Below are 22,563 nucleotides of genomic sequence, written 5' to 3'. Positions count from 1 at the left end.
ATGCCGGGCCGGACCTGGGCGGGCACGACGCTGGACGACCGGAAGGCGCTCCGGCGCGAGCAGCTGGTGGCCGCGGGCCTGGAGCTCCTGGGCACCGAGGGCTCGGCCGGGACGAGCGTCCGCGCGGTGTGCCGGCACGCGAAGTTGACCGAGCGCTACTTCTACGAAAGCTTCGCCGACCGCGAAGAGCTCGTCGCGGCCGTGTACGAGCACGTCGGCGAAGAGGCGCGGCAGGCGCTCGTCGACGCGGTGCGGGACGCGCCCACGCCGGTGTCGCGCGCGGAGCACGCCGTGCGCGCGTTCGTCGAGCTGATCGTCGACGACCCCCGCAAGGGCCGGGTCCTGCTGCTCGCACCGCTGACCGACCCCGCGCTGACCCGCCGCGGCCTGCACCTGCTGCCGGTGTTCGCCGCCCTCGTCGGCGAGCAGCTGTCCCACGGCGACGAGACCGAACGCCGGATGGTCGCCGTCGGGCTGGTCGGCGCGCTGAGCAACGTGTTCATCGCCTACCTCGACGGCTCGCTGAAGGTTTCGCGCGAGCGGCTCGTCGCCCACTGCGTGAAACTCGTCCTCGGCGCCGACGGTCACTGACCCACCTCCTGCTGCTGACACTCGCGTGGCCGATCGGGCACACTCAACCCATGCGTACCGCTGGGCGGAACGACGGCGTGAGCGGCGACGGCCTGGTCGCGGCCCGGCTCGCCGCGCTCCTGGAAGCCTTCCGGCCGGGTGACGAGACGCTCGGCGTCTCCGAGCTGGCCCGCCGGACCGGGCTGGCGAAGACGACCGTGCACCGGCTCGTCGGGCACCTGACCGAGACCGGGCTGCTCGAACGCGACGCCGGCGCGGTGCGGCTCGGGCTGCGCCTGTTCGAGATCGGCCAGCTCGCCTCGCCGCGGCGCGGGCTGGTCGAGGCCGCCCGGCCGTACCTGGCCGACCTGCGCGAAGCCACCCGCAACACGGTCCATCTGGCGATCCTCGAAGGCACCGAAGTGGTGTACCTCGACGTACTCCGCGGCCCGGACGCGCCGACGTTGCCCTCGCGCATCGGCGGCCGGTTCCCGGCGCACGCCACCGGCGTCGGCAAGGCGATCCTGGCGTTTTCCCCGGAAGCGGTGGTGAACCAGGTGATCGAGGCCGGGCTGCCGCGGATGAGCGCGCGGACGATCACCGCCCCCGGCCTGCTCCGCCGTCAGCTCACCCGCGTCCGCGAGGACGGGATCGCCTTGGAGCGCGAGGAATCCGGCGTCGGCGTGGTGTGCGCGGCGAGTCCGCTGCTGGACGCCGGCGGGGTCGCGGTGGCGGCGGTGTCGATCTCCGGCTGGGCCAACCGGATGCGGACCGAACGGGTCGCCCCGGCCGTCCGGACGGTCGCGCTCGCGCTGACCCGGACGCTCTCCGGCTCCACTGCGGACAGTCGAAGATAACTTTGCCGGGCAACGGTTTTCCGGCGACCGACCGGTCCGTGGTCCCGGGTTCGCGGCACCCGCTACGATCCGTGCAATGGTCCAGCACCGCCCGGTCCCCGCCGCGCACCGGTTGCTGTCGCTCGACATCGTGCTCGCGCTGCTGGCGCTGGCCGGCGGGCTGCGCGTCCTCTACCTCGCCGCGCCCGAGCCGGCCCTGCCCACGGAGGCGGCGACGGTCGCCCACGCCTACGCGCTCGGCAACCTGACGTCGTTCGCGGACGCGGGCGGAGCGGGGGTGAGCCCCTTCGGCTGGCTGCAGCTGGCGGCGGCCACGATGGTCTCGGACGCCTTCGGCCGCTCGGCCACGGCGCTGGCCGCGGTCCGCGAGACGGTGCTGGTCGCGGCGCTGGCCATCGCGGTGCTGACGTGGCTGCTGGCCCGCCGCCTCGGCTTGACCCGCTGGGCCGCGGCGGCGGCGGTCCTGCTGCCGGCGGCCTCCCCGCTGGCGCTGGGGTTGCAGCGGCTGGTCGTGGTGGAGCACCTGGCGGTCGTGTGGGCACTGGGGGCGCTGGTCCTGATCACCCGCCGCCGCGCCCGCATCCGCCACGACATCGCGGCGGCGGTGTGCCTGCTGGCGGCGGTGCTGACGTCCCCGCTGGCCCTGTTCTTCCTGCCGGCGGCAGGCTGGCTCCTGGTGCGGCGCGCACCGGTGCGGGCGGCACTGGTGGTGGTGCTGCTCAACTTGGGGCTGGGCATCGCGTTCGGCCCGGCGGCCTCGGCGCTGCGCCCCCACCTGGCGGCGGCGACCCGCCCCTCGGTGGCCGACTGGGCGGCGTTGGACCCGGTGTGGGCGGCCCTGTCGCTGGCCGGCCTGGCGGCGGCGCTGGCGGTCCGCTCGGTGCGCCCGCTGGCGGCAACGGGGTCGATGCTGGCGGCGACGCTGCTCGTGCCGGGGGTGCCGGACACGGCGGTGCTGGCGTTGCTGGTGCCGGTGACCCCGGTGCTGCTGGCGGGAGTGGCACAGGCAGCAACCCGCCGCCGTTCTCCGGCCCGCCACGGCCGGCCAGCCACCCGAAGCCGTGCCACAACAACGCTGGGCGGCCTCGCCCACGCGCTCATCCGGGCCCGCCACGGCAGCGCAGACCGACCGCCGGAGACCGCACCGGCCACCCCGACGCCGCACCGCGAGGCCGCGGACTGGCCCGGCCAAACCGAAGCCCCACCAGCAACCCCCGTACCGCACCTCAAAGCCGCCGACTGGCCCGGCCAAACCGACACCCCACCACCAACCCCCGCACCACACCTCAAAGCCGCCGACCGGCCCGGCCAAGCCGACGCCCCACCAGCCACTCACGCCCACCCGAGCCGGCCCGAAACCTCCCCCGCTGCCGTCCCCCGGCACGGCTGTGCCACCCGGCGGCGGGCCGTTTCCGTCCTCGCCGGCGCCGTGCTCGTCATCGCGCTCGGCGTCAGCTGGGGCCTCGGCTATCCTGCCCTCCGGCCCAGCGTCGACCGGGGCAGTCCCCTCTCGTCCGCCCGGGAGTGGTTGCACGCCAACGCTTCCGGCTCCCGGCTCCTCGTCGACGACGCCGCCTGGGCCGAACTCGCCGACACCGGCTGGCCGACCGGGCTGCTCGCCCCGCCCGCCTCCTGCTCCGTCGCCTGCCCGCCCGCCGAGTGGGCCGTCTTCGGCAGCGATGCCCCCTCCCTCCGGCACCACTTCCCCGCCCTGGACGGCGCCCTCGCCGGCGCCGGCCCCACCGCCGTCTTCGGCGACGGTGGTACGCGGGTCACCGTCTGGCGGCTGGGCCTGCCGCCGCCCGATCCCGCCGCTCCGCCCGAGACGTCCGCCCGGGCTCACGCCGGCGAAGCGCTGGCCGCGTCCGCCCGGATCACCTCCTCCCCCGGGGCCGTCGCCGTGTTGCGGGACGGCTGTGCCGATCCGCGGCTCATCGCGACGATCGCCGCGCTCGCCGCCATCCAGCCCGTCGACATCGCGGCCTTCCCCGAGATCCCCGGTGAGGACGCTGCCGGGCAGCCGCGCCGCCGGGTCCTCCTCCAGAACCGCGAAGACGAAACCGCCGCCTTCTACGCCGGCCAGCGCGACCTCTTCCGGCCCGCCTCGGTCGTCCGCACCGCCGGCGGCGTGCTCGTCACCTACCCGCTGTTCGCACCGCCCGGGCTCCTCCCCCAGACCCGGTAGGTTCCGGGCATGGGGCGTCGTGTCCAAGGAGCTACAGCGCCGCGACGTTGCGCTCCGGGTGCGCCGGCCGATGCAGGGCCGGGACGTCGGCCAGCAGGCCGCGGCGGGCCAGCACCGGGCGGACGCCGTCGCCGAACCAGTACGCCTCCTCCAGGTGCGGGTAGCCCGACAGCACGAACTCGGTCACGCCGACGCTGTGGTACTCCTCGATCAGGTCCGCGACCTCTTCGTGGCTGCCGACCAGCGCGGTCCCCGCGCCGCCGCGGACCAGGCCGACGCCGGCCCACAGGTGTGGGTGGATCTCCAGCCCGCGGACGCCGCCGTCGGTCCGGCCGCCGTGCAGCGCGACCATCCGCTGCTGCCCGACCGACTCGCTCGCCGCCAGCTGGGCCTGCGCCTTGGCGACCTGCTCGGGGCTCAGCGCGTCGAGCAGCTTCTGCGCCTCCGCCCAGGCCTCGGCCGAGGTGTCGCGCGAGATCGTGTGCAGCCGGACGCCGAACCGGATCGGCCGGTCCCCGGCCAGTTCGCGCACCTTGCCGATCTTCTCGGCGACCTGCGCGGGCGGCTCACCCCAGGTCAGGTACACGTCGGCGTGGCGCGCCGCGACCGGCAGCGCGGCCGGGGACGAGCCGCCGAAGTAGATCGGCGGCACCGGATCCGGTGCGGCCGGCGTCGTCGCGCCTTCCACCCGCAGGTGCTCCCCGGCGAAGCTGAACGGCTCGCCGGACCAGACGCCGCGGGCGATGGTCAGGAACTCGTCGGTGCGGGCGTACCGGGCGTCGTGGTCGTGCCAGTCGCCGAAGCGGCGCTGCTCGACCGCGTCGCCGCCGGTGACGATGTTGAGCAGCACGCGACCGGCGGACAGGCGCTGGAACGTCCCCGCCATCTGCGCGGCGAGCGTCGGCGAGATGACGCCCGGGCGCAAGGCGACCAGGAACTTCAGCCGGGTCGTCTCCCGGATCAGCGCGGCCGTGGTGAGCCACGCGTCCTCGCACCACGTGCCCGTCGGCGTCAGGACGCCTTCGAAGCCCTGCCGCTCGGCCGCGCGGGCGACCTGGGCCAGGTAGCCGAGGTCCGGGTCGCGCTGGGCGGCCGGGCCCGCGGACCGGTTGGCGTGGAAGCGTTCCACGATCGTGCGGCCGTCGCCGCTGGTGGGCAGGAACCAGTGCAGCCTGATGCTCATCCGTTGCTCCTCGCCTGGTCCAGGTCGGGACCGAACCGCCGGTCGACGAAGGCGGCGAAGTCCACCTTGCCCGGCAGAGTCTTCTCGTCGGTGAAGGCGTCCGCGAGCTGCTGTTCGGACGCCACCACCGAGTCGTCCAGCACGATCGGCAGGTCACGGCCCGCTTCGACGGCCTTCCGCGCGACTTCGAGCTTCAGCCCGGTCTCCTTGGCCCACGCCTGCGCCCACTCTTCGCGGTGCGTGTCGGCCCACTTCTGCGCCTTGACCACGCGCACGGCGAAGTCCCGCAGGGCGGAGTTCTTGCCGGGATCGCCGAGCGCGGCGGTGCTCGCGGTCAGGAAGCCGAGGCCGTTCGACGCGCCCCGGCCGTCGGCCAGCACCCGCGCGTGGGCTTCGATCTGCGCCTGGGCGGTGTAGGGGTCCCAGATCGCCCAGGCGTCGATGGTGTGCTGCGTGAACGCGGCGTAGGCCTCCGACGGCTGGAGGAAGCTCAGTTTGACGTCCTTTGTGGACAGTCCGTTGTTGTGCAGGGTGTTCAGGAGCTGTCCGTGCGCCGAGGAGCCCTTGGCGACGCCGATCGTCTTGCCCTTCAGCGAAGCGACGTTCTGCAGCGGCGAGTCCGGCGGGACGAGGAGGGCTTCCCGCTCGACATTGCTGCGCGAGACGCTGATCACCTTGATCTTCGCCTTCGCGGCGGCGGCGAAGATCGGCGGCGTGTTGCCGACGCGCCCGGTGTCGATCGCGCCGGCCGAGGCGGCTTCGAGCAGCGGCGGGCCGGAGGTGAACGTGGCCCACTCGATCTGGTACGGCGCCCCCTGCAGCAGGTTCGCGGCGGTGAGCAGGGACTTGACACCGCCCTTCTGGTCGCCGACCTTGAGCGTCACCTTCGCCAGGTCGGCCGCGCTCACCGAGGCCGGCACGGGCGCTTCCCCGCTGGTCGCCGTCCCGCAGGCGGAGACCACGAGGGCCGCCGTGAACGCGATGATTCCCTTACGCCACAGCATCTTCGGTCACTCCCAGGTCGGCCAGCACGCGGCGGCGGAGGGTGTCGTGGTCGGCGGCTTCGCGCGGCCGGTGCGCGGCCACGATCCGGCCGCCGTCGAGCACCAGGACGCGGTCGGCGAGCCGCAGGGCTTCGTCGACGTCGTGGGTCACCAGCAGCACACCCGGCCGGTGCCGCCGCCAGAGGTCCTGGACGAGGCCGTGCATGGAGATCCGGGTGAGTGCGTCGAGGGCGCCGAACGGCTCGTCGAGCAGCAGCAAGTCCGGCTCCCGCACGAGCGCGCGGGCCAGCGAAACGCGCTGGGCCTCGCCGCCGGACAGCGTGAGCGGCCAGTCGTCGGCGTGCTCGGCCAGGTGCACCTCGGCCAGCGCCTTCTCGGCGAGCGCCCGGTTGCGGGACTTCGTGACGCCGTCCTGGCGCAGTCCGAGCACGACGTTGCGCCAGACCTTCCGCCACGGCAGCAATCTCGGCTGCTGGAACGCGACCGAAACGGTGCCGGTGACGTCCACGCCGCCTTCGACGTCGGAATCCAGGCCGGCGAGCACCCGCAGCAGCGTGGACTTGCCGGATCCGCTGCGGCCGAGCAGGGCGACGAACTCGCCGCGGCCGACGGTCAGGTCGAGGCCGGAGAGGACGGTCCGGTCGCCGAACCGCTTGGTCAGACCGCGGACCTGCGCTACCGGGTTCGCCACCGCAGCACCTTCCGTTCCAGCAGCCGGACCAGCGCGTCGGTGACCAGGCCGAGCAGGGCGTACAGGACCAGCCCGACGACTACGACGTCGGTGCGCAGGAATTCCCGGGCGTTGTTGATGAGGTAGCCGACCCCGGCGTCGGCGTTGACGGTCTCGCCGACGATCAGCGCGAGCCAGGCCAGGCCGAGCGACTGCCGCAGCCCGACGAGGGTTTGGGGCAGCGCGCCGGGCAGGACGACGTGCCACAGCCGTTCCGCGCGGCTGAACCCGAGCGCCCGGGAGGCTTCGACCAGCGCCGGATCGGCGCCGCGGATTCCCGAATGGACGTTGAGGTAGAGCGGGAAGGCCACGCCGAGGGCGACCAGCACGATCTTCGTCTCTTCGCCGATCCCGAACCACAGGATGAACAGCGGGATCAGGCCGAGGAACGGCAGCGTGCGCAGCATCTGGACCGGCGGGTCGACCAGGGCTTCACCCCAGCGCGACAACCCGGAGACGATGCCGAGCAGGACACCGGCGACGGCGCCGAGCGCGAAGCCGGCACCGACCCGGCCGAGCGAAACGGCGAAGGCGTCACCGAGTTCGCCGCTGCGCGCGGCCTCGACGCCGGCCTGCACGACCGTCCACGGTGCACTGAGTTTGTCGGAGGGCAGGACACCGGTGGCACTGGCGAGCTGCCAGGCGGCGAGCAGCACCACCGGGCTGATCCAGCGCCGCAGATCGGGCCGCCGCCGCACGGCGGTGCGCGGCGGCCCGGCGGCGCGCTTCCGGGCGTGCGCGAGCACGCCCGTGGTGGAAATCGACACGGATTTCTCCCGGGGGACGGTCGGGGTTGCGTGGTCCCGACCATCGGGTCCCCGGGAGGGGAAGTCAATCGGCGCCCACTCCGTGAACTCCCGGTGTTTCAGCCCGTGGAACGACTTGGCTCAGCCGCCGAACATGACCTTCCATTCGTCGAGCGACCGCGGCCGGTAGACGAAGTTGCTGCGCTTGACTTCGGACAGCGCGGCGGACGGCTCGGCCGAGTACTGGTGCCCGGGGTAGACGACCGGGTCACCGGCCAGGCCGGCGAGCGCTTGCAGGCTGCGGTAGATCTCCTCGGCGTCACCGCCGGGGAAGTCGGTGCGGCCACAGCCTTCCAGGAAGAGCGTGTCGCCGGAGACGAGCTTGTCCTCGACCAGGAAGCACTGGCTGCCGGGAGTGTGCCCGGGCGTGTGCAGCAGCCGGATCGGGATGGCCCCGACCTCGAGGACGTCGTCGTGGTCGTGGGCGCGCAGATCGGTGCCGGAGACACCGGTGACCCGCTTGACCCATTCGGTTTCGGCGCCGTTGACGTGGATCGGCACCTGCTCGACGGCGAGCAGTTCGGCGATGCCGGGCAGGGAGAAGCCGAGCATCTCGCCGCCGACGTGGTCGGGGTGGTGGTGGGTGGCCAGCACCCCGGTGAGCCGCATGCCGTCCTGCGCCAGGACGTCGAGCAGATCCCGCACGGCGTAGGCGGGATCGACGATGACGGCGTCCTGGGTCTCGCGGTCGCCGATGAGGTAGGCGAAGTTCACCATCTGCGTCGCCACGGGATCCCCGACGGCGAAGTCACGGCCGGCGAGCAGCTGCCGGAAGTAGAGCCGATCAGTCATGCCGGACACCCTACGGGCCCCGCGGCGGCGGCCTGGGTGAGAGCGGCCAGGACGGCGGCCACCGCGGGCGGGTCCGGCGGGTCGCCGTAGGTGGCCGCGTGGATGCCTCGGTGGACGCCCGGGATTGCGGTCGCGTGGATTTCCGGATTGCGGTGCGCCTGCAACGCCAGCCCGGGCAGGATCGCGACTCCGAGACCAGCCGCGACCAAGGACTGCACCACGACCATGTCGTCGCTGGACGTGCCGAGGCGCGGGACGAACCCCGCCTGCGCGCAGACGGCCGTCAGCTCCGCGCGGCACCGGTCGCAGCCGCCGATCCAGGCCGCGTCGCGGTGGCTGGCGAGGCTGTCGTCGGGCCGGCGGCTGATCAGGTGGATCGGGTCGTCGGCGAGGTGGCGGAACCGGACCCCGTCCTCCTCGGCCGGGGCGTCCGCGAGCTGGAAGACGAGGGCGACGTCGAGTTCTCCCCGGCGCAGCATGTCCAGTGCTTCGACGGGATGCCGGTCGAACAGGCTCAGCTCGAGCCCCGGGTGTGCCTCCGCCAGCGACGCGGCCGCCCGCGGCACGAGGGTGCTCAGCGCGGAGGCATTGGCGGCCAGCCGGACGCGCCCGGACCGCAGGCCGACCTGCGCGGCCAGTTCTTCGGCCGCCGCGGCCACGCGTCCGGCGATTTCGGCGGCGCGGTCGGCCAGCAGGCGGCCTTCCGGCGTCAGGCGGATCCCGCGGCCGGCCCGCTGCACGAGCCGGGCGCCGGTGGCCGCTTCCAGGCGGGCCAGGTGGTGGCTGACCGACGGCTGCGAATAGTGGAGTTCCCGGGCCGCTTCGGTCACCGACCCGTGACGGGCCACCGCGGCCAGGACCTTGAGCTGGACCAGGTTCAGCATTCATCGAGAATATCAATGATTCGTCGGCTCGATTGGCATTGGACGTCATGTGACGCCCTGCGCCATCCTGGGCGCCGGAACAGCCGACCGAGGAGGACACGGACATGACCGGCAAGGTGACCTGCGACCTCACGATCACCCTCGACGGCTACGCCGCCGGGCACCACCAGACCGAGCAGCGCCCCTTCGGCGACGACGGCGGCGACGGCTGGGGCGACAAGCTGCACGCCTGGTACGGCGAAGGCCGCGACCGGCACCCCGCCGAGTTCGGCCGGATGCTGACGGCGAAGGCGTTCATCATGGGGCGCAACATGTTCGGCCCGGTGCGCGGCGAGTGGGACCGGCCGTGGACGGGGTGGTGGGGCGACAACCCGCCATACCACGGCCCGGTGTTCGTGCTCACCCACCACCCGCGCGAGCCGCAGCCGATGGCGGGCGGCACCACGTTCCACTTCGTCACCGACGGCATCGAGGCCGCGATGGCCCGCGCCCGCGAGGCGGCCGGCGACGGCGGGATCTCCGTCCACGGCGGCGCGACCACCGTCAACCAGTACCTCGCCGCCGGCTTGATCGACGAGCTCCGGCTGCACGTCGCGCCGTACACCCTCGGCGACGGCGTCCGGCTCTTCGACGGCGTCCCGCGGCTGAACCTCGAGCAGATCGACGCGCGGGCCACGGCCTCGATCACGCACCTGCGCTATCGCGTCCTCCGGTGAGCCCGGCCCACTCGTGGCCGCTCCCCCGGTGCAGGGCGGCGTAGGCCCGATCCCGGAGGACGTTCGCCTCGTGGTCGGACAGCGTCCGGTCCACGGGCCGCAGCACCAGGCGGACGAGCAGGTTCTTCTGGTCCGGCGTCGCACCGAGGCGGGCCCGGGCCTGCGCCGGCAGCCGGGCGTACGGCGTCTCCTGCCGGATCTCGACCGACTCGACGACGTCGGCATCTTCGCCGAGGGCGTCGCGGACGCGGTCGCCGAGGTCTTCGGCGCGGTCGTCGGCCGAGACCGCGATCGACAGGTCGCGGCGCACCGGCGGCAGCGCGGAGACCGGCCGGTACGGCGCGAGGTCCGTCAGCTGGGCGGCGACGGCCGGTTCGGTGGAGCGCAGCAGCCGGATGTCCGGGATGCCCTTGCGCAGCATGACCATCCGGTCGAGACCCAGGCCGAGCGCCAGCCCGGACCAGCTGTCCCCGAGCCCGGCCCGCGCGAGGACGGCGGGGTGGGCGAGGCCGCACTCGGCGACCTCGACCCAGCGCCCGTCGTGCTCGACGTCGAGCTGCGCACCGTCCACTGTGTACGGATGGCGGCGCGGTTCGAGCCGCCACCGCAGGCCCGGCACGAGGGCGGCGACCATGTCCTCGAGGTCGGCCCGGGTGACGGTCCCGCGGACGATCCGCCAGAGGTCGAGCTGGTGCGGCGTGCCGCTGTGCAGCCGGTCGATGCTGTCGCGGCGGTAGACGAGGCCGGGACACACGAGCAGGACGTCGTCGGCCGGGTTCGCGGCCAGGTCTCGCAGCGCGGCGGGGACGAGGGCGGTGGCGTGGCTGCGCAGGACGTGCTCGGTGTCGACGTACCGGGTGTAACGGGCGTCGCGCGTGACGTCGGCCGGGTCGTAGCCGAGGTTGTCGTAGTTGTCGGCCACGGTGACGATGCGCTCGCCCGGCCATCGCCGGACAGCGCACGGCCACCGGCCGGCGAGCGCCTCGACGGCCTGGTCGACGACGAGCCGGACGGCATGGGGGCCGCCGGCCGGGTCGGTGAGGTCGCGGACGGCGAGATCGCGCGCGAGCTGGGCGGGGGTGAGTGTTTCGGGCATGACGGAACCTCCGGGCTCGGGACGGCTGAGGACGTGGGTCCCCCTGGCCCGGACACCCGGCGGCGGTTCAGGCTGCGGTCATGGCACCGGACCCCCGCTGGCGCCCGGAACGGGCCAGGGGGCCGGTAAATCGGCGGTATTCCGCAACGACGGCCACGGGTCCAGGATAGCCGCGCCTGTCACCCGGATTTCCCGCGCGGATCGCTCCGCCACCTCACCGTCGGATCACTCCCCCACCTCTCCGTCGGCCAGTTCGCGCAGCACGTCCAGGTGCCCCACGTGCCGCGCCGTCTCCTGCACGACGTGCGCCACCACCCAGCGCACCGTGAACTCCGACCGCCGCCGTGTCCGGTCGTCCGGGCCCAGCCCGCGTAGCGCCTTTTCCACCCGTGCCCACTCCGCCTTGTACGCCGCCACCACCGCGGCCGGCGTGTCGTCCGGGCCGACGTCCCAGCTCGGGTCCGGGCTGCCCGCCCACAGCGAGGGCAGGTCCGCCCCGCCCGCCTCGATCGCCAGCCACCAGCGCTCGACCGCTGTCAGGTGCTTCACCACCCCCAGCGCACTCATCCGGGGCGACGCGGGCAACGGGGTCGCCGAGGCCTGCACCGCCGTCAGCCCCGCCAGCTTGTTCACCGCCGTCGCGCGGAGGAACTGCAGGAAGTCCAGCAGCAGACGCAGCTCGTCGGCCGCCAGCGGGGCGGGCCACTGGCGGTGCGTCTTCGAACTCGTGTTCGACATGGCCGCACCGTACCCCGCGGGTCCGACAAAATAGAGTGACCGGCATGTGGTGGGGACTGCTCTGCGCCCTCGGCGCGGCATGCGCGTACGGCGTGGCTTCGGTGATGCAGTCGGTCGCCGCCCGCGCGACCGACACCGGGGCCGACGGCGTCGACCCCAAACTGCTGGTCCGCGTGCTCGGCCAGTGGAAGTTCGTGCTCGGCCTCTTCCTCGACGTCCTCGGGTTCGTCGCGCAGATCGCCGCCCTGCACGTCCTGCCGCTGTTCGTCGTCCAGGCCGCGCTGGCCGCGAGCCTCGCCGTGACCGCCGTCGCCGCGCGGTTCCTCGGCGTGCGGCTCGGCAAGAAGGAGTGGGCGGCCGTCGTGGTCGTGTGCGCCGGGCTCGCCCTGCTCGGCACCGCCGCCGAAAGCGAGGGCTCGGACCCCGTCGGGCTCGGCTTCCGCCTCGGTCTGGTGGGCGCGGTCGCCGTGCTCGCCGTGGCCGGGATCGCCGCAGGCAAGGCGAGCCGCCGGATCCGGACCCCGGCGCTCGGACTCGTCGCCGGCCTGTGCTTCGGCGTCGTCGCCATCGCCGGCCGGATCATCCCCAGCCTCGCCCCGCTCGACCTTCTCACCGACCTGGCCACCTACACGGTCGCGATCGCCGGCGGGATGGCGATGCTGTTCTACGCGACGGCGTTGCAGCGCGGCAGCGTCACGACTTCGACCGCGATGATGGTGCTCGGCGAGACGGTCTTCCCGTCCCTGGTCGGCGTGCTCGCCCTCGGCGACCGCACCCGGCCCGGCTTCGCGCTCGTCGCCGTCGCCGGGTTCGCCCTCGCCGTGCCGGCCGCGCTCGCGCTGGCCCGGTTCGGCGAACCGGCGACCGAATCGCGCAATGAGACGAAGCCGACCGTTTTCCCGTAACTCCTTTACTTAGACTAGCCTTACCTATCCCAGCTTTGGAGAGGGAGGCGCGGGTGCGCACGACGGGACGGCAGGTCCTCCGCCGGTCGATCGCCGGGCAACGACGATCGGTGGCGCTCGCCGCGCTGCTGACCGCGGCCCACCAAGGCGGCGAAGCACTGGTCCCGGTGGTGATCGGCGTGGTCATCGACCAGGCCGTCGCGGGCGGCTCGATCGGCACGCTGCTGAGCTGGCTGGCCGTCCTGGGCGTGCTCTTCGCCGCGCTGTCCACCAGCTACCGGCTCGGAGCCCGCTTCGGCGAACGGGCCGCCGAGCGCGCGGCCCACGACCTGCGCCTCGACGTCGGTCGCCGCGTGCTGCACCCCGGCGGCGTCGCCGATTCCGGCACGCTCGCCGGGGAGCTGGTGAGCATCGGGACGTCGGACGCCAAGCGCGTCGGCACCGTCAACGGCGTCCTCCCCTTCGGCGTCGCCGGCCTGGCCGGGCTGCTGGTCAGCGCCGTCGCGCTGCTCACCATGTCGCTGCCGCTCGGCCTGCTCGTGCTGCTGGGCACGCCGCCGATGCTGTATCTCGCGCACCTCATCGGCAAGCCCCTGGAGCGCCGCAGCGAAGCCGAGCAGGAGCGCTCGGCGTTCGCCTCGGGCGTCGCCACCGACCTCGTCGCCGGGCTGCGGGTGCTGAAGGGCGTCGGCGCCGAACGCGCCGCCGTCGACCGCTACCGCCGGACCAGCCAGGACTCGCTGCGGGCGACCCTGCGCGCGGCCCGCGCCCAGGCCTGGCACAACGGCGCGCTGCTGGCGCTCACCGGCATCTTCATCGCCGTGGTCGCCCTGGTCGGCGGCAACCTCGCCGCGGCGGGTGAGATCAGCGTCGGCGACCTGGTCGCCGCGGTCGGGCTCGCGCAGTACCTGATCACGCCGTTCTCGATCTTCTCGTGGGTCAACGGCGAACTCGCGCAGGGCCGCGCGTCGGCCGCCCGCATCGCCGACGTGCTGAACGCGCCGCCCGCCGTCGGCACCGGGGACGCGACGCTGCCGGTGCCGGCGGCCGGGCACGTCAAGCTGTCCGCGCTGAACCGCGGTGCCCTGCGGGACGTCGGCTTCGAAGTACGGCCGGGCGAGCTGCTCGGCGTGGTGGCCACCGACCCGGTCGCCGCGACGGACCTCCTCGACTGCCTGGGCCGCGCCGCCGATCCCGCGGGCGGCTCGGTCTCGGTCGACTCGGTGGACCTGTCCACTGTGGACCCGAGTCGGGTGCGCGAGGTGGTACTGGTCGCCGCGCACGACGCGGACCTGTTCGCCGGCACGGTCGCCGAGAACATCGAGACCGGCCCGAAGACCGCCGAAGCGATGACCGCGGCCGCCGTGGACGAGGTGGCGAGCGCGCTGCCCGACGGCGTCGCGACCGCCGTCACCGAACGCGGGCGGTCGCTCTCGGGCGGGCAGCGGCAGCGGGTCGCGCTCGCCCGGGCGCTCGCCGCCGACGCGCCGGTGCTGGTCCTGCACGACCCGACGACCGCCGTCGACACCGTCACCGAGGCCCGGATCGCCGCGGGGCTCGCCGGCCTGCGGCGCGGCCGCACCACCATCCTCGTCACCACCAGCCCGGCGCTGCTGGCCGCCACCGACCGCGTCGTCCTGCTCGACGACGGGCGGGTCGCGGGCGAAGGCAGTCACGCCGAGCTGGCCGGCCGTCCCGACTACCGAGCGGCGGTGCTGTCATGACCCGCGAACTCCTGCCCGTGGCCGACGGACGGCGGATCCGCGCCGTCCTCGGCGAGCTCATCGGCCGGGCGAAGGGCCGCGCGGCGGCCGCGTTCACGATGCTGTTCGCGGCCACGGCGATCGGCCTGCTGACCGCGCCGCTGCTCGGCCGGGTCGTCGACCTGGTCGCGACGCACCGCCCGGCTGCGGAACTCGTCACGCCGGTGGTGGGGCTGGTGCTCGTCGCGGTGGCGCAGGCGGTGGCGACGGCGATCGGCGTGTCGCTGGTGGCGCGGCTGGGCGAGACGATCCTGGCCGAGCTGCGCGAACGGTTCGTCGAACGCGCCCTCGGCCTGCCGCTCGAACAGCTCGAACGCGCCGGGTCCGGCGACCTCACCGCCCGGGTGACGAACGACGTCTCGGTGGTCGCCGAGGGCGTCCGGCAGGCGCTGCCCGAGCTGGGCCGGTCGGTGCTGACGGTCGTGCTGACCCTCGGGGCGCTGGCCGTGCTGGACTGGCGGTTCCTGCTGGCCGCGCTCCTGGCCGTGCCGGTCCAGCTGTGGACCGTGCGCTGGTACGTGCCGCGCGCGAAGCCGTTGTACGCCGCGCAGCGCGAGGCGGTCGGGACGCAACAGCAGCAGCTGCTGGACACCATCGGCGGCGCGAAGACGGTCCGGGCGTTCCGGCTCGCGGACACGCACCTGAACCGGGTCCGCGAGCGGTCCGACGCGGCGGTGTCGCTGGCGCTGCAGGGCATCCGCCTGGTCACGCGGTTCTACGCGCGGCTCAACCTGGCGGAGTTCATCGGGCTGTCGGCCGTGCTGGCGCTCGGGTTCGTGCTGGTGGGCGCGGACGCGGTGACCGTCGGTGTCGCGACGGCCGCGGCCCTGTACTTCCACAGCCTGTTCGGGCCCATCACGACGGCGCTGGCGCTGGTCGACGACGCGCAGGCGGCCGCGGCCAGCCTCGCGCGGCTGATCGGCGTCGCGGATCTGCCCGCCGAAGCTTCCCCCGCGCAGCCGTCCCGGCCGGTCGACGCTTCGGTGAAGACGGCGGGGATCGGTTACTCCTATGTGGACGGACACCCGGTGCTGCGCGACGTCGACCTCGGCGTCGCGCCCGGGGAACGGGTGGCGCTGGTCGGCGCGAGCGGGGCCGGGAAGACGACGCTGGCCAAGCTGATCGCCGGCATCCACCGCCCGGACGCGGGCTCGGTGACGCTCGGCGGCGTGTCCTTGGACGAGCTGGGGCCGGAAGCCACCCGGCGGACCGTCGGGCTGATCAGCCAGGAGGTCCACGTCTTCGCGGGGACGCTGGCCGACGACCTGCGGCTGGCCCGCCCGGAGGCGACGGACGCCGAACTGCGGGAGGCGCTGGCCAAGGTGGGGGCGCTCACGTGGGTCTCGTCGCTGCCGGACGGGCTGGCGACGGTCGTCGGCGAAGGCGGGCATCAGCTGACGGTGACGCAGGCGCAGCAATTGGCGCTGGTACGGCTGGTGCTGGCGGACCCGCCGATCGCGATCCTCGACGAGGCCACGGCGGAGGCGGGCAGCGCGGGCTCGAAGGTCCTGGAGTCGGCGGCCGCGGCGGCCCTGGAGGGACGCACGGCGCTGGTGGTGGCCCACCGCCTCACCCAGGCGGCGGCGTCCGACCGGATCGTGGTCCTCGACGAGGGTGCGGTCGTGGAGTCCGGAACCCACGACGACCTGGTCGCCGCCGGCGGCCGGTACGCGAAGCTGTGGGCGGCCTGGTCCGGGCAGCGCGCCTGACGCCGGTGCCGGCCGGCCCCGGCCGGCACCGCGGGTCGGATCAGGCGGCGGTCAGGCTCCACTTCTGCCAGTTCGCCAGGGACGTGCGCGCGGAGGTCGAGATGGTGCCGCTTCCGCTCGGAATGAGGTAGTTGCCGCTGGCGACGTTGCGCACCCGGACCGTGCCGATCAGGTCCGGCTCGATCCGCCACTGCTGCGCCGGGTCGTCCGCGGCACAGGCACTCACCAGGTCGACGCGGGGCGATCCGGACGACCCGGTGCGCAGGCAGGTGCCGGTCGCGAGGTTGCGCAGCTGGGTCACGCCTTCGCCGAGCTCGACCCGCTGGAACTTCTGTGCCACCGCGGCGGCGCAGTCGGCCTGCTTCACGGCGGTGCCACTGGCCTCGGCGCACTTGCGCTCCGACACGCTCTTGACCTGGACGACCTGGCCGGTGGTGTCCGGCGGCGGGGCCGGCGCGGTCCCGGTGACCCTGACCTGCCACCGCTGGTAGTCGCTGCGGCCCGCGTCGTTCAGGAACACGCCGAAGTTGTCGTACAGGACGGTGTCGGCCACCCGGCCCGTCTTGGCGTGCGTCAGCTTCTCGCCGCCGAGCACCCAGTACTGGTCTTCGTCCTCGTCGTCGCATTCGAAGCGGACGACATTGTTCATCCCCTTGACGCAGGTGCGGTCACCGAGGTTGCGGAGGATCACCTTGTCCCCGTCCACCGGAATCCGCTCCCACTGCTGGGTTTGCGCCCCGGTGCAGGTTTCCACCGTCAGCCAGGCATAGGTCGGCGCCCCGACACCGAGGCATTTGCCCAGGGCGACGTTCTTGATTTCGAGCGTCTGATTGGTTTCGGCCATCGCGGGAGCGGTGACTCCCCATCCCAGTGCCGCTGCGGCCGCGATGACGGCGAAGATGCGCGAAGTGATTTTCACCCGGCGGACGATAGCGATCCGGACAGACCGGGGGATACCGAATTGAATGCGCCAGGGCTGAATGGACGGCACGCCGGAAGCCGAATGGCTTCCGGCGTGCCGTGCTGGAGGGTGGTCAGGCGTCCATGGCGTCGGCCAGGGACTTCGGGCGCATGTCCGTCCAGTTCGCTTCCACGTGGTCCAGGCACTCCTGGCGGGACGACGGGCCGAAGGCGACCGTCCAGCCGGCCGGGACGTCCGCGAACTCCGGCCACAGGCTGTGCTGGTTCTCGGCGTTCACCAGGACCAGGTACGTCGCCGACGGGTCTTCGAACGGGTTGGTCATCGCGGGCCTCCTCAGGCGGTGATGTCCGTGCGGGCACCCTTCACCAGCGCGGTCAGCTGCTGGATGACCGGCGTGGCGAGCAGGTGGTTGAAGCGCGGCTCGGCCGACCAGTCGCCGAGCTGGTTCGCCTTGACCGCGGGCAGCTGGTTCCAGGTCGGGAACTGCGTCATCTGGGCCCGCGGCAGCGCGTACGAGCGCGAGTCGGTCAGGATCAGGTCGGCCGGGTACTTGCCCGCCTGCTCCCAGGACAGCTGCTCCCAGTAGTCCTCGCTGCCGCCGCCGGAGACGATGTCCAGGCCGAGCTCGCGGTAGTACGCGAGGTCGGCGAAGAAGTCCGGCTTCGCGATGTACAGGCCGTCCTTGTCGCCGTAGAGCACCAGGACCTTGAGGCCGGCCTTTTCCTTGGCCGCCGCGCGCAGGTCTTCGGACGCCTTGTCGAAGTCCTCCTTGGCCTTCTTCATGGTTTCCGAGTTCGCGTCGCCGCCCAGCGCGACCGCCAGCTGCGAGTAGCGCTCGATCACCTTGGGCAGCGTGACCTTGTACTCCGAGAGCGCGACGATCGGCGCGACCTGCTGCACCTTGGGGCCGAGGTCGTCGGTGAGCACCCACATGTCCGTCGGCTTGGTGCCGGTCAGGCCGGTGACGACCAGGTCCGGCTTCAGCGCGGCGAACTTCTCCATGCTGAAGTCGTCCCAGGCGTTGCCGATCGAGGTGACGGCGTTGAGGTCGATGTTGCCGGCCTGGATCTCCTTGCCGCCGTCGGCCTTCTTCTGCGGGCCGAACACGCCGACCGGGCGGACGCCGTAGTCCCACAGCGCGGCGGCCGAGCTGGCGTAGGCCACCACCCGCGCCGGACGCTGGTCGCGCGCGGCCTTCTGGCCGCGGTCGTCGGTGAACTCCCACGGGCCGGAGGCGCCGGCCGCCTGCTTGTCGTCGCCGCTGCCGCACGCGGTGAGGGCCGCGGCAGCCGCGACGCCGCCCGCGCCGATCAGGAAACCACGCCGGCTGAGCCCGGCGGCTGGGAACAAGGACATGAGCACCTCTCGCAGACCAGTAACTTAGGCATACCTTATTTAGGTAAGCCTCGCAAAAGCAACTGTGTCAGCGCCCACGGCCCGAAAGCTGCGCTTCCGCTCCCGGCACCGGCTCGGCGGGGTCGTGTCCGAGGTGGACCTGCCGGTTGTCCGCGTCGACGTGCACCACCCGCGGCCGGTGCCCGGCGCGCTCGGCCTCCTCCACCTGCGCGTAGGTGATGATGATGACGAGGTCGCCGGGGTGCACGAGGTGCGCCGCGGCGCCGTTGACGCCGATCACCCCGGACCCGGGCTCGCCGGTGATGGCGTAGGTCTCCAGCCGGGCGCCGTTGGTGATGTCGACGACCTGGACCTGCTCCCCCTCGACGATGTCCGCGGCGGCCATCAGGTCCGCGTCGATGGTCAGCGAGCCGACGTAGTGCAGGTCGGCCTGGGTGACGGTGGCGCGGTGGATCTTGGCGTTCATCAGGGTGCGGTGCACATTTACTCCGTGTCGTAGGTCAACAGCTTCTTTTCGGGGGTTCCGGGTGGCGGAGCCCCCGGCCCGGGGCGAAGCCCCGGATGCACCAGCGCGGCCAGTCCGGCCGCGGTGGGGGTGCGGAAGAACTCGGCGATCGGCAGTTCGGTCCCGAGCCGCTCGGTGATCCGGTTGCGCAGGACCACCAGCAGCATCGAGTGGCCGCCGAGGGTGAACAGGTCGTCGTCGGCGCCGACGGCGGCGACGTCCAGGACCTCCGCGAAGATCTCGCAGAGCGCCTTCTCCGTGGCCGTTTCGGGGGCCCGGCCGCGGGTTTCGAACTCGGGCACCGGCAACGCCGCCCGGTCCAGCTTCCCGTTGGGGGTCACGGGGAACGCGTCGAGGGGGACGATCGCCGCGGGCACCATGTACTCCGGCAGCGTCCGGGCGAGGAACTCCCGCAGCCGCACCGGATCCGCGGTCTCCGGGGTCGTGTAGGCGATCAGCCGTTCGTCGCGGACGAGAACCAGCGCCTGCGAGACGTCCTCGTGCCGGGTCAGGGCCGTCTCGATCTCGCCGGGCTCGATCCGGAAGCCGCGGAGCTTGACCTGGTCGTCGGTGCGGCCGAGGTACTCCAGCTGCCCGTCCGGTCGCCAGCGCACCAGGTCGCCGGTGCGGTACATCCGCTCCCCCGGCCGGAACGGCGAGGCGACGAACCGTTCGGCGGTGAGCCCGGGACGCCCGTGGTAGCCGCGGGCCAGCCCGGCGCCGGCGAGGTACAGCTCGCCGGGCACCCCGGCGGGCACCGGCGCGAGGCCGCCGTCGAGGACGTACGCGCGGGTGTTGTGCACCGGACGGCCGACCACCGGCCGGTCGGCGTCGCCGAAGCGGCCGACCAGCGCGTCCACCGTGGCCTCGGTGGGGCCGTAGAGGTTGTACGCCTCCGTGCCCGGCATCGACGACAGCGTCTCCCACAACGTCTGCGAGACCGCTTCACCGCCGACGCCGACCACGCCGAGCGCGCACCGGCCGTCCGCGATCACCCCGGCCGCGGCCAGCTGCGCGAAGTGCGACGGCGTGAGTTCGAGGAAGTCGAGCGCGCGCTCGCGCACCACCGCCGCCAGCCGCGCGGGGTCGCGGCGGGTGTCGTCGTCGATGACGTGCACTTCGTGCCCGTCGAGCAGCCACAGCTGCGGCTGCCAGGAGGCGTCGAAGAAGAACGCCCACGCGTGCCCGACGCGCAGCCGCCGTCCCCCCGCCGCGGCGACGGCCGGGCGGTAGAGCGTCTCGCGGTGGCTGTGGAACAGGTTGACCAGCCCCGAATGCGGGATGACCACGCCCTTGGGCTTGCCCGTCGAGCCGGACGTGTAGAGCACGTACGCCGGGTTCGCGGGCGACGGCGGGGTGAGCGCGGCGTCACTGTCCACAATGTCCTCGACGCACAGCGCACCGGGGACGGCCGAAGCAAGCGAACGGCTGGTGAGGACCAGTGCGGGAGCCGCGTCGGCGAGGATCGCCGAGATCCGGTCGGCCGGCTGGTCCGGGTCCACCGGCAGGTAGGCCGCGCCCGTCTTGAACACGCCGAAGATCGCCTCGACCACCGCCGCCGACCGCGGCAGCACGAGCGCCACGACCTTCTCCGGCCCCGCGCCCTGCGACGCGAGCCACCGGGCGAGCCGGTCGGTCCGCGCGGCGAACTCCGCGAACGTCACGCTCGACGACGCGTCGCTCAGCGCGGTCGCGTCCGGGGTCGCCGCCACCTGGGCCGCCAGCCGGTCGACGACCGTCGGCGCGGGGAGTGTCAGCGGCGCCCCGGCACCCCAGTCCCGCAGGATGCGGTCCCGCTCCGGAGCGTCGAGGACGTCGAGGCGGCTCAGCGGCCGGTCCGGGTCGGCGACGACCGCCGCCATCACCCGCACCAGGCGCTCGGTGAGCGTCCGGGCGGTCGGCTCGTCGAAGAGGTCGAGGCTGTATTCGAGGTCGCCGTCGATGCCCTCGGGCGTCTCGACCAGGTCGAACGACAGGTCGAACTTGGCCTGCCGCAGCCCGGTGTCCCGGTGGGCCGCGGGCAGCCCGAGCAGCCGTTCCGGCTCCGCACCCGCGTGGTAGACCGCGAGCATGACCTGGAACAGCGGGTGCCGGGACAGCGACCGCGGCGGGTTGAGCAGCTCGACGAGGTGCTCGAACGGCAGGTCCTGGTGGGCGTAGGCCGCCAGGTCGGCCTCCCGGACGCGGTCCAGCAGCTGCCGGAACGTCGGGTCGCCGCCGGTGTCGGTCCGCAGCACGAGGGTGTTGACGAAGAACCCGGCGAGCTCCTCCAGGGCGTGGTCGGACCGGCCGGCCACCGGCGTCCCCAGGGGGATGTCGGTGCCCGCGCCGAGCCGGGTCAGCAACGCGGCCAGCACCGCCTGCAGGACCATGAACGTGCTCGTGTCGCTGCGGTGGGCCAGGTCCCGCAGTCCCTTGTGGACGGACGCGGGCACGGTGAACGGCACGGCGGCACCGCGGTTGGTCGACCGCGCCGGGCGTGGCCGGTCGGCCGGGAGGGGCAGCTCGTCGGGGATGCCTGCGAGGGTGTCCCGCCAGAACGCGGCCTGCCGGCCGAGGAGGCTGTCCGGGTCGTCGGCGCGGCCGAACATCTCCCGCTGCCACAGCGTGTAGTCGGCGTACTGCACCGGCAACGGCGTCCACTGTGGACGCTCACCGCGCAGCCGGGCCGCGTAGGCGGTGTCGAGGTCCCGCTTCAGCGGCGGCAGCGACCAGCCGTCACCCGCGATGTGGTGCACCAGCAGCACCAGCACGTGCCGGTCCGGTCCGGCCGAGACGAGCGTGGCCCGGATCGGGATTTCGGCGTCCAGGGTGAAGCAGTACGACGCCGCCGCGGCGACGCGCTCGCCGAGGTCGGCCGCCGTCTCGGTGACCAGCACCGGGACGGCCTCGCCGAGGACGACCTGCCGGGGCGTGCCCTGCTCTTCGACCAGGAGCGTCCGGAGGACCTCGTGACGCGCCACGACGTCACCCAGCGCGGCCCGCAGCGCGTCGACGTCGACCGGGCCGGTCAGGTCCCACGCCCACGGGATGTTGTAGGTCGCGGACGGCCCGTCGAGGCGGTCGAGGAACCACAGCCGCTGCTGCGCGAACGACAGCGGCAGGACCTCCGGGCGCGCGGCCGGGACCAGCGCCGGGCGACGGCCCCGCCCGGGGTCCAGGGCTTCGGCCAGCCGGGCCGGGGTCGGCGCGTCGAACACCGCCCGGATCGGCACTTCGACGCCGAGCAGCGCGCGGATCCGGCTGACCAGCCGGGTCGCCAGCAGCGAATGGCCGCCGAGGGTGAAGAACCCGTCGTCCGGGCCGACCGACGGCACGCCGAGGACGTCGGCGAACAGCTCGCACAGCGCCTGCTCGGCCGGGGTCCGGGCGAGCCGTCCGGACGCGCGGACCTCCGGGTCGGGCAGCGCGGCGCGGTCGAGCTTGCCGTTGGCGTTCACCGGCAGCTCGGGCAGGACGACGATCGCCGACGGCACCAGGTGCTCCGGCAGCCGCCCGGCGAGCAGCGCCCGCAGCGCGACCGGGTCACCCGAGGGCGAAACGTAGGCGATCAGCCGGTTCTCCCGGGCGGTCACGGCCGCGCGCGCCACCGCGGCGTCGGTCGTCAGCACGGCCTCGACTTCGCCGGGTTCGACGCGGAAGCCGCGGATCTTGATCTGCTGGTCGGCGCGGCCGAGGAAGTCCAGGGCCCCGTCGGCGCGGCGGCGGACCAGGTCGCCGGTGCGGTACATCCGCTCCCCCGGTTCGAACGGCGAGGCGACGAACCGTTCGGCGGTGAGCGCGGGCCGGCGACCTGGTCCGCCACCGCGCCGACGGGGCCCTGGACTTCCTCGGCCGCGCCG

General features: G+C 73.6%; 20 protein-coding genes. 7 read left to right on the top strand and 13 right to left on the bottom strand.

The genetic code is table 11. From position 1 onward, the window contains the following. From ACWEVN_RS23830 to ACWEVN_RS23820, 3 genes are all read left to right on the top strand, one after another. A complete protein-coding gene (locus ACWEVN_RS23830) occupies positions 1 to 591 on the top strand; it encodes a TetR/AcrR family transcriptional regulator (protein ID WP_449677894.1) in 591 nt (196 codons plus the stop codon). 50 nt (positions 592 to 641) lie between these two features. Then, positions 642 to 1,427, top strand: a complete 786-nt coding sequence (locus tag ACWEVN_RS23825; protein WP_310973052.1) for an IclR family transcriptional regulator — start codon at positions 642 to 644, stop codon at positions 1,425 to 1,427. A gap of 76 nt (positions 1,428 to 1,503) precedes the next feature. Next, positions 1,504 to 3,612: a glycosyl transferase gene (locus ACWEVN_RS23820; protein ID WP_452052725.1), complete on the top strand. Its 2,109-nt coding sequence runs from the start codon at positions 1,504 to 1,506 to the stop codon at positions 3,610 to 3,612. Positions 3,613 to 3,643: 31 nt separating this feature from the next. Here ACWEVN_RS23820 and ACWEVN_RS23815 read toward each other — a convergent pair whose 3' ends face one another. The 6 genes from ACWEVN_RS23815 to ACWEVN_RS23790 form a co-directional block, all read right to left on the bottom strand. Continuing rightward, positions 3,644 to 4,795: an LLM class flavin-dependent oxidoreductase gene (locus tag ACWEVN_RS23815; RefSeq protein ID WP_452052724.1), complete on the bottom strand. Its 1,152-nt coding sequence runs from the start codon at positions 4,793 to 4,795 to the stop codon at positions 3,644 to 3,646. Beyond that, positions 4,792 to 5,799, bottom strand: a complete 1,008-nt coding sequence (locus ACWEVN_RS23810) for an ABC transporter substrate-binding protein (protein ID WP_452052723.1) — start codon at positions 5,797 to 5,799, stop codon at positions 4,792 to 4,794. The genes ACWEVN_RS23815 and ACWEVN_RS23810 overlap by 4 nt, the downstream gene beginning before the upstream one ends. Further along, positions 5,786 to 6,490 carry an ABC transporter ATP-binding protein gene (locus ACWEVN_RS23805; protein WP_449681751.1) on the bottom strand — a complete coding sequence of 235 codons (705 nt, stop codon included), beginning with the start codon at positions 6,488 to 6,490 and terminating at the stop codon, positions 5,786 to 5,788. Before ACWEVN_RS23805 ends, ACWEVN_RS23810 begins: the two co-directional genes overlap by 14 nt. Beyond that, positions 6,475 to 7,296: an ABC transporter permease gene (locus ACWEVN_RS23800; RefSeq protein ID WP_452052722.1), complete on the bottom strand. Its 822-nt coding sequence runs from the start codon at positions 7,294 to 7,296 to the stop codon at positions 6,475 to 6,477. The genes ACWEVN_RS23805 and ACWEVN_RS23800 overlap by 16 nt, the downstream gene beginning before the upstream one ends. A gap of 120 nt (positions 7,297 to 7,416) precedes the next feature. Further along, a complete protein-coding gene (locus ACWEVN_RS23795) occupies positions 7,417 to 8,127 on the bottom strand; it encodes an MBL fold metallo-hydrolase (RefSeq protein WP_449681753.1) in 711 nt (236 codons plus the stop codon). Next, a complete protein-coding gene (locus ACWEVN_RS23790) occupies positions 8,124 to 9,011 on the bottom strand; it encodes a LysR family transcriptional regulator (RefSeq protein WP_452052721.1) in 888 nt (295 codons plus the stop codon). The genes ACWEVN_RS23795 and ACWEVN_RS23790 overlap by 4 nt, the downstream gene beginning before the upstream one ends. 104 nt (positions 9,012 to 9,115) lie before the next feature. Between ACWEVN_RS23790 and ACWEVN_RS23785 the strand changes: the two genes are divergently transcribed. Then, on the top strand, positions 9,116 to 9,727 hold the full coding sequence (locus ACWEVN_RS23785; protein WP_452052720.1) for a dihydrofolate reductase family protein: 612 nt from the start codon (positions 9,116 to 9,118) through the stop codon (positions 9,725 to 9,727). Here the strand turns inward: ACWEVN_RS23785 and srmL are convergent. Beyond that, a complete protein-coding gene (srmL, locus tag ACWEVN_RS23780; RefSeq protein ID WP_452052719.1) occupies positions 9,696 to 10,823 on the bottom strand; it encodes a PheS-related mystery ligase SrmL in 1,128 nt (375 codons plus the stop codon). The two genes, ACWEVN_RS23785 and srmL, sit on opposite strands and share 32 nt — an antisense overlap. Positions 10,824 to 11,048: 225 nt before the next feature. Continuing rightward, positions 11,049 to 11,561, bottom strand: coding sequence for a DinB family protein (locus ACWEVN_RS23775; protein ID WP_449681757.1), 513 nt, complete (start codon positions 11,559 to 11,561; stop codon positions 11,049 to 11,051). Positions 11,562 to 11,605: 44 nt separating this feature from the next. Here ACWEVN_RS23775 and ACWEVN_RS23770 point away from each other — a divergent pair, with 44 nt between their 5' ends. The 3 genes from ACWEVN_RS23770 to ACWEVN_RS23760 are packed head-to-tail and all read left to right on the top strand — an operon-like array spanning position 11,606 to position 15,938. Continuing rightward, positions 11,606 to 12,466: a hypothetical protein gene (locus ACWEVN_RS23770; RefSeq protein ID WP_452052718.1), complete on the top strand. Its 861-nt coding sequence runs from the start codon at positions 11,606 to 11,608 to the stop codon at positions 12,464 to 12,466. Positions 12,467 to 12,519: 53 nt separating this feature from the next. Further along, positions 12,520 to 14,190 (top strand): ABC transporter ATP-binding protein, encoded by a 1,671-nt coding sequence (locus ACWEVN_RS23765; protein ID WP_452052717.1) that lies wholly within the window; start codon positions 12,520 to 12,522, stop codon positions 14,188 to 14,190. Further along, positions 14,187 to 15,938, top strand: a complete 1,752-nt coding sequence (locus ACWEVN_RS23760; RefSeq protein WP_452052716.1) for an ABC transporter ATP-binding protein — start codon at positions 14,187 to 14,189, stop codon at positions 15,936 to 15,938. Before ACWEVN_RS23765 ends, ACWEVN_RS23760 begins: the two co-directional genes overlap by 4 nt. A gap of 40 nt (positions 15,939 to 15,978) precedes the next feature. Here the strand turns inward: ACWEVN_RS23760 and ACWEVN_RS23755 are convergent, their stop codons facing one another. From ACWEVN_RS23755 to ACWEVN_RS23735, 5 genes are all read right to left on the bottom strand, one after another. Then, on the bottom strand, positions 15,979 to 16,929 hold the full coding sequence (locus ACWEVN_RS23755) for an RICIN domain-containing protein (protein WP_449681761.1): 951 nt from the start codon (positions 16,927 to 16,929) through the stop codon (positions 15,979 to 15,981). Positions 16,930 to 16,972: 43 nt separating this feature from the next. Then, the gene (locus ACWEVN_RS23750; RefSeq protein ID WP_191306322.1) at positions 16,973 to 17,182 is read right to left on the bottom strand and encodes an MbtH family protein; all 210 of its coding nucleotides are present in this window, start codon (positions 17,180 to 17,182) and stop codon (positions 16,973 to 16,975) included. An 11-nt stretch (positions 17,183 to 17,193) separates the two neighbouring features. Further along, entirely contained in the window at positions 17,194 to 18,216 is a 1,023-nt protein-coding gene (locus ACWEVN_RS23745; protein ID WP_449681762.1) for an ABC transporter substrate-binding protein, read from the bottom strand. 67 nt (positions 18,217 to 18,283) lie between these two features. Further along, positions 18,284 to 18,697 (bottom strand): aspartate 1-decarboxylase, encoded by a 414-nt coding sequence (gene panD, locus ACWEVN_RS23740; protein ID WP_449681763.1) that lies wholly within the window; start codon positions 18,695 to 18,697, stop codon positions 18,284 to 18,286. Between the two features lie 2 nt (positions 18,698 to 18,699). Further along, positions 18,700 to 22,563: amino acid adenylation domain-containing protein (locus ACWEVN_RS23735; protein ID WP_452052715.1), on the bottom strand; the 3,864-nt coding region annotated here is incomplete at its 5' end.

The sequence above is a fragment of the Amycolatopsis sp. NPDC003861 genome (genome assembly GCF_053605405.1).
The sequence above is the reverse complement of the archived record's forward strand: the minus strand, read 5'-3'. Positions and strand labels throughout refer to the sequence as shown.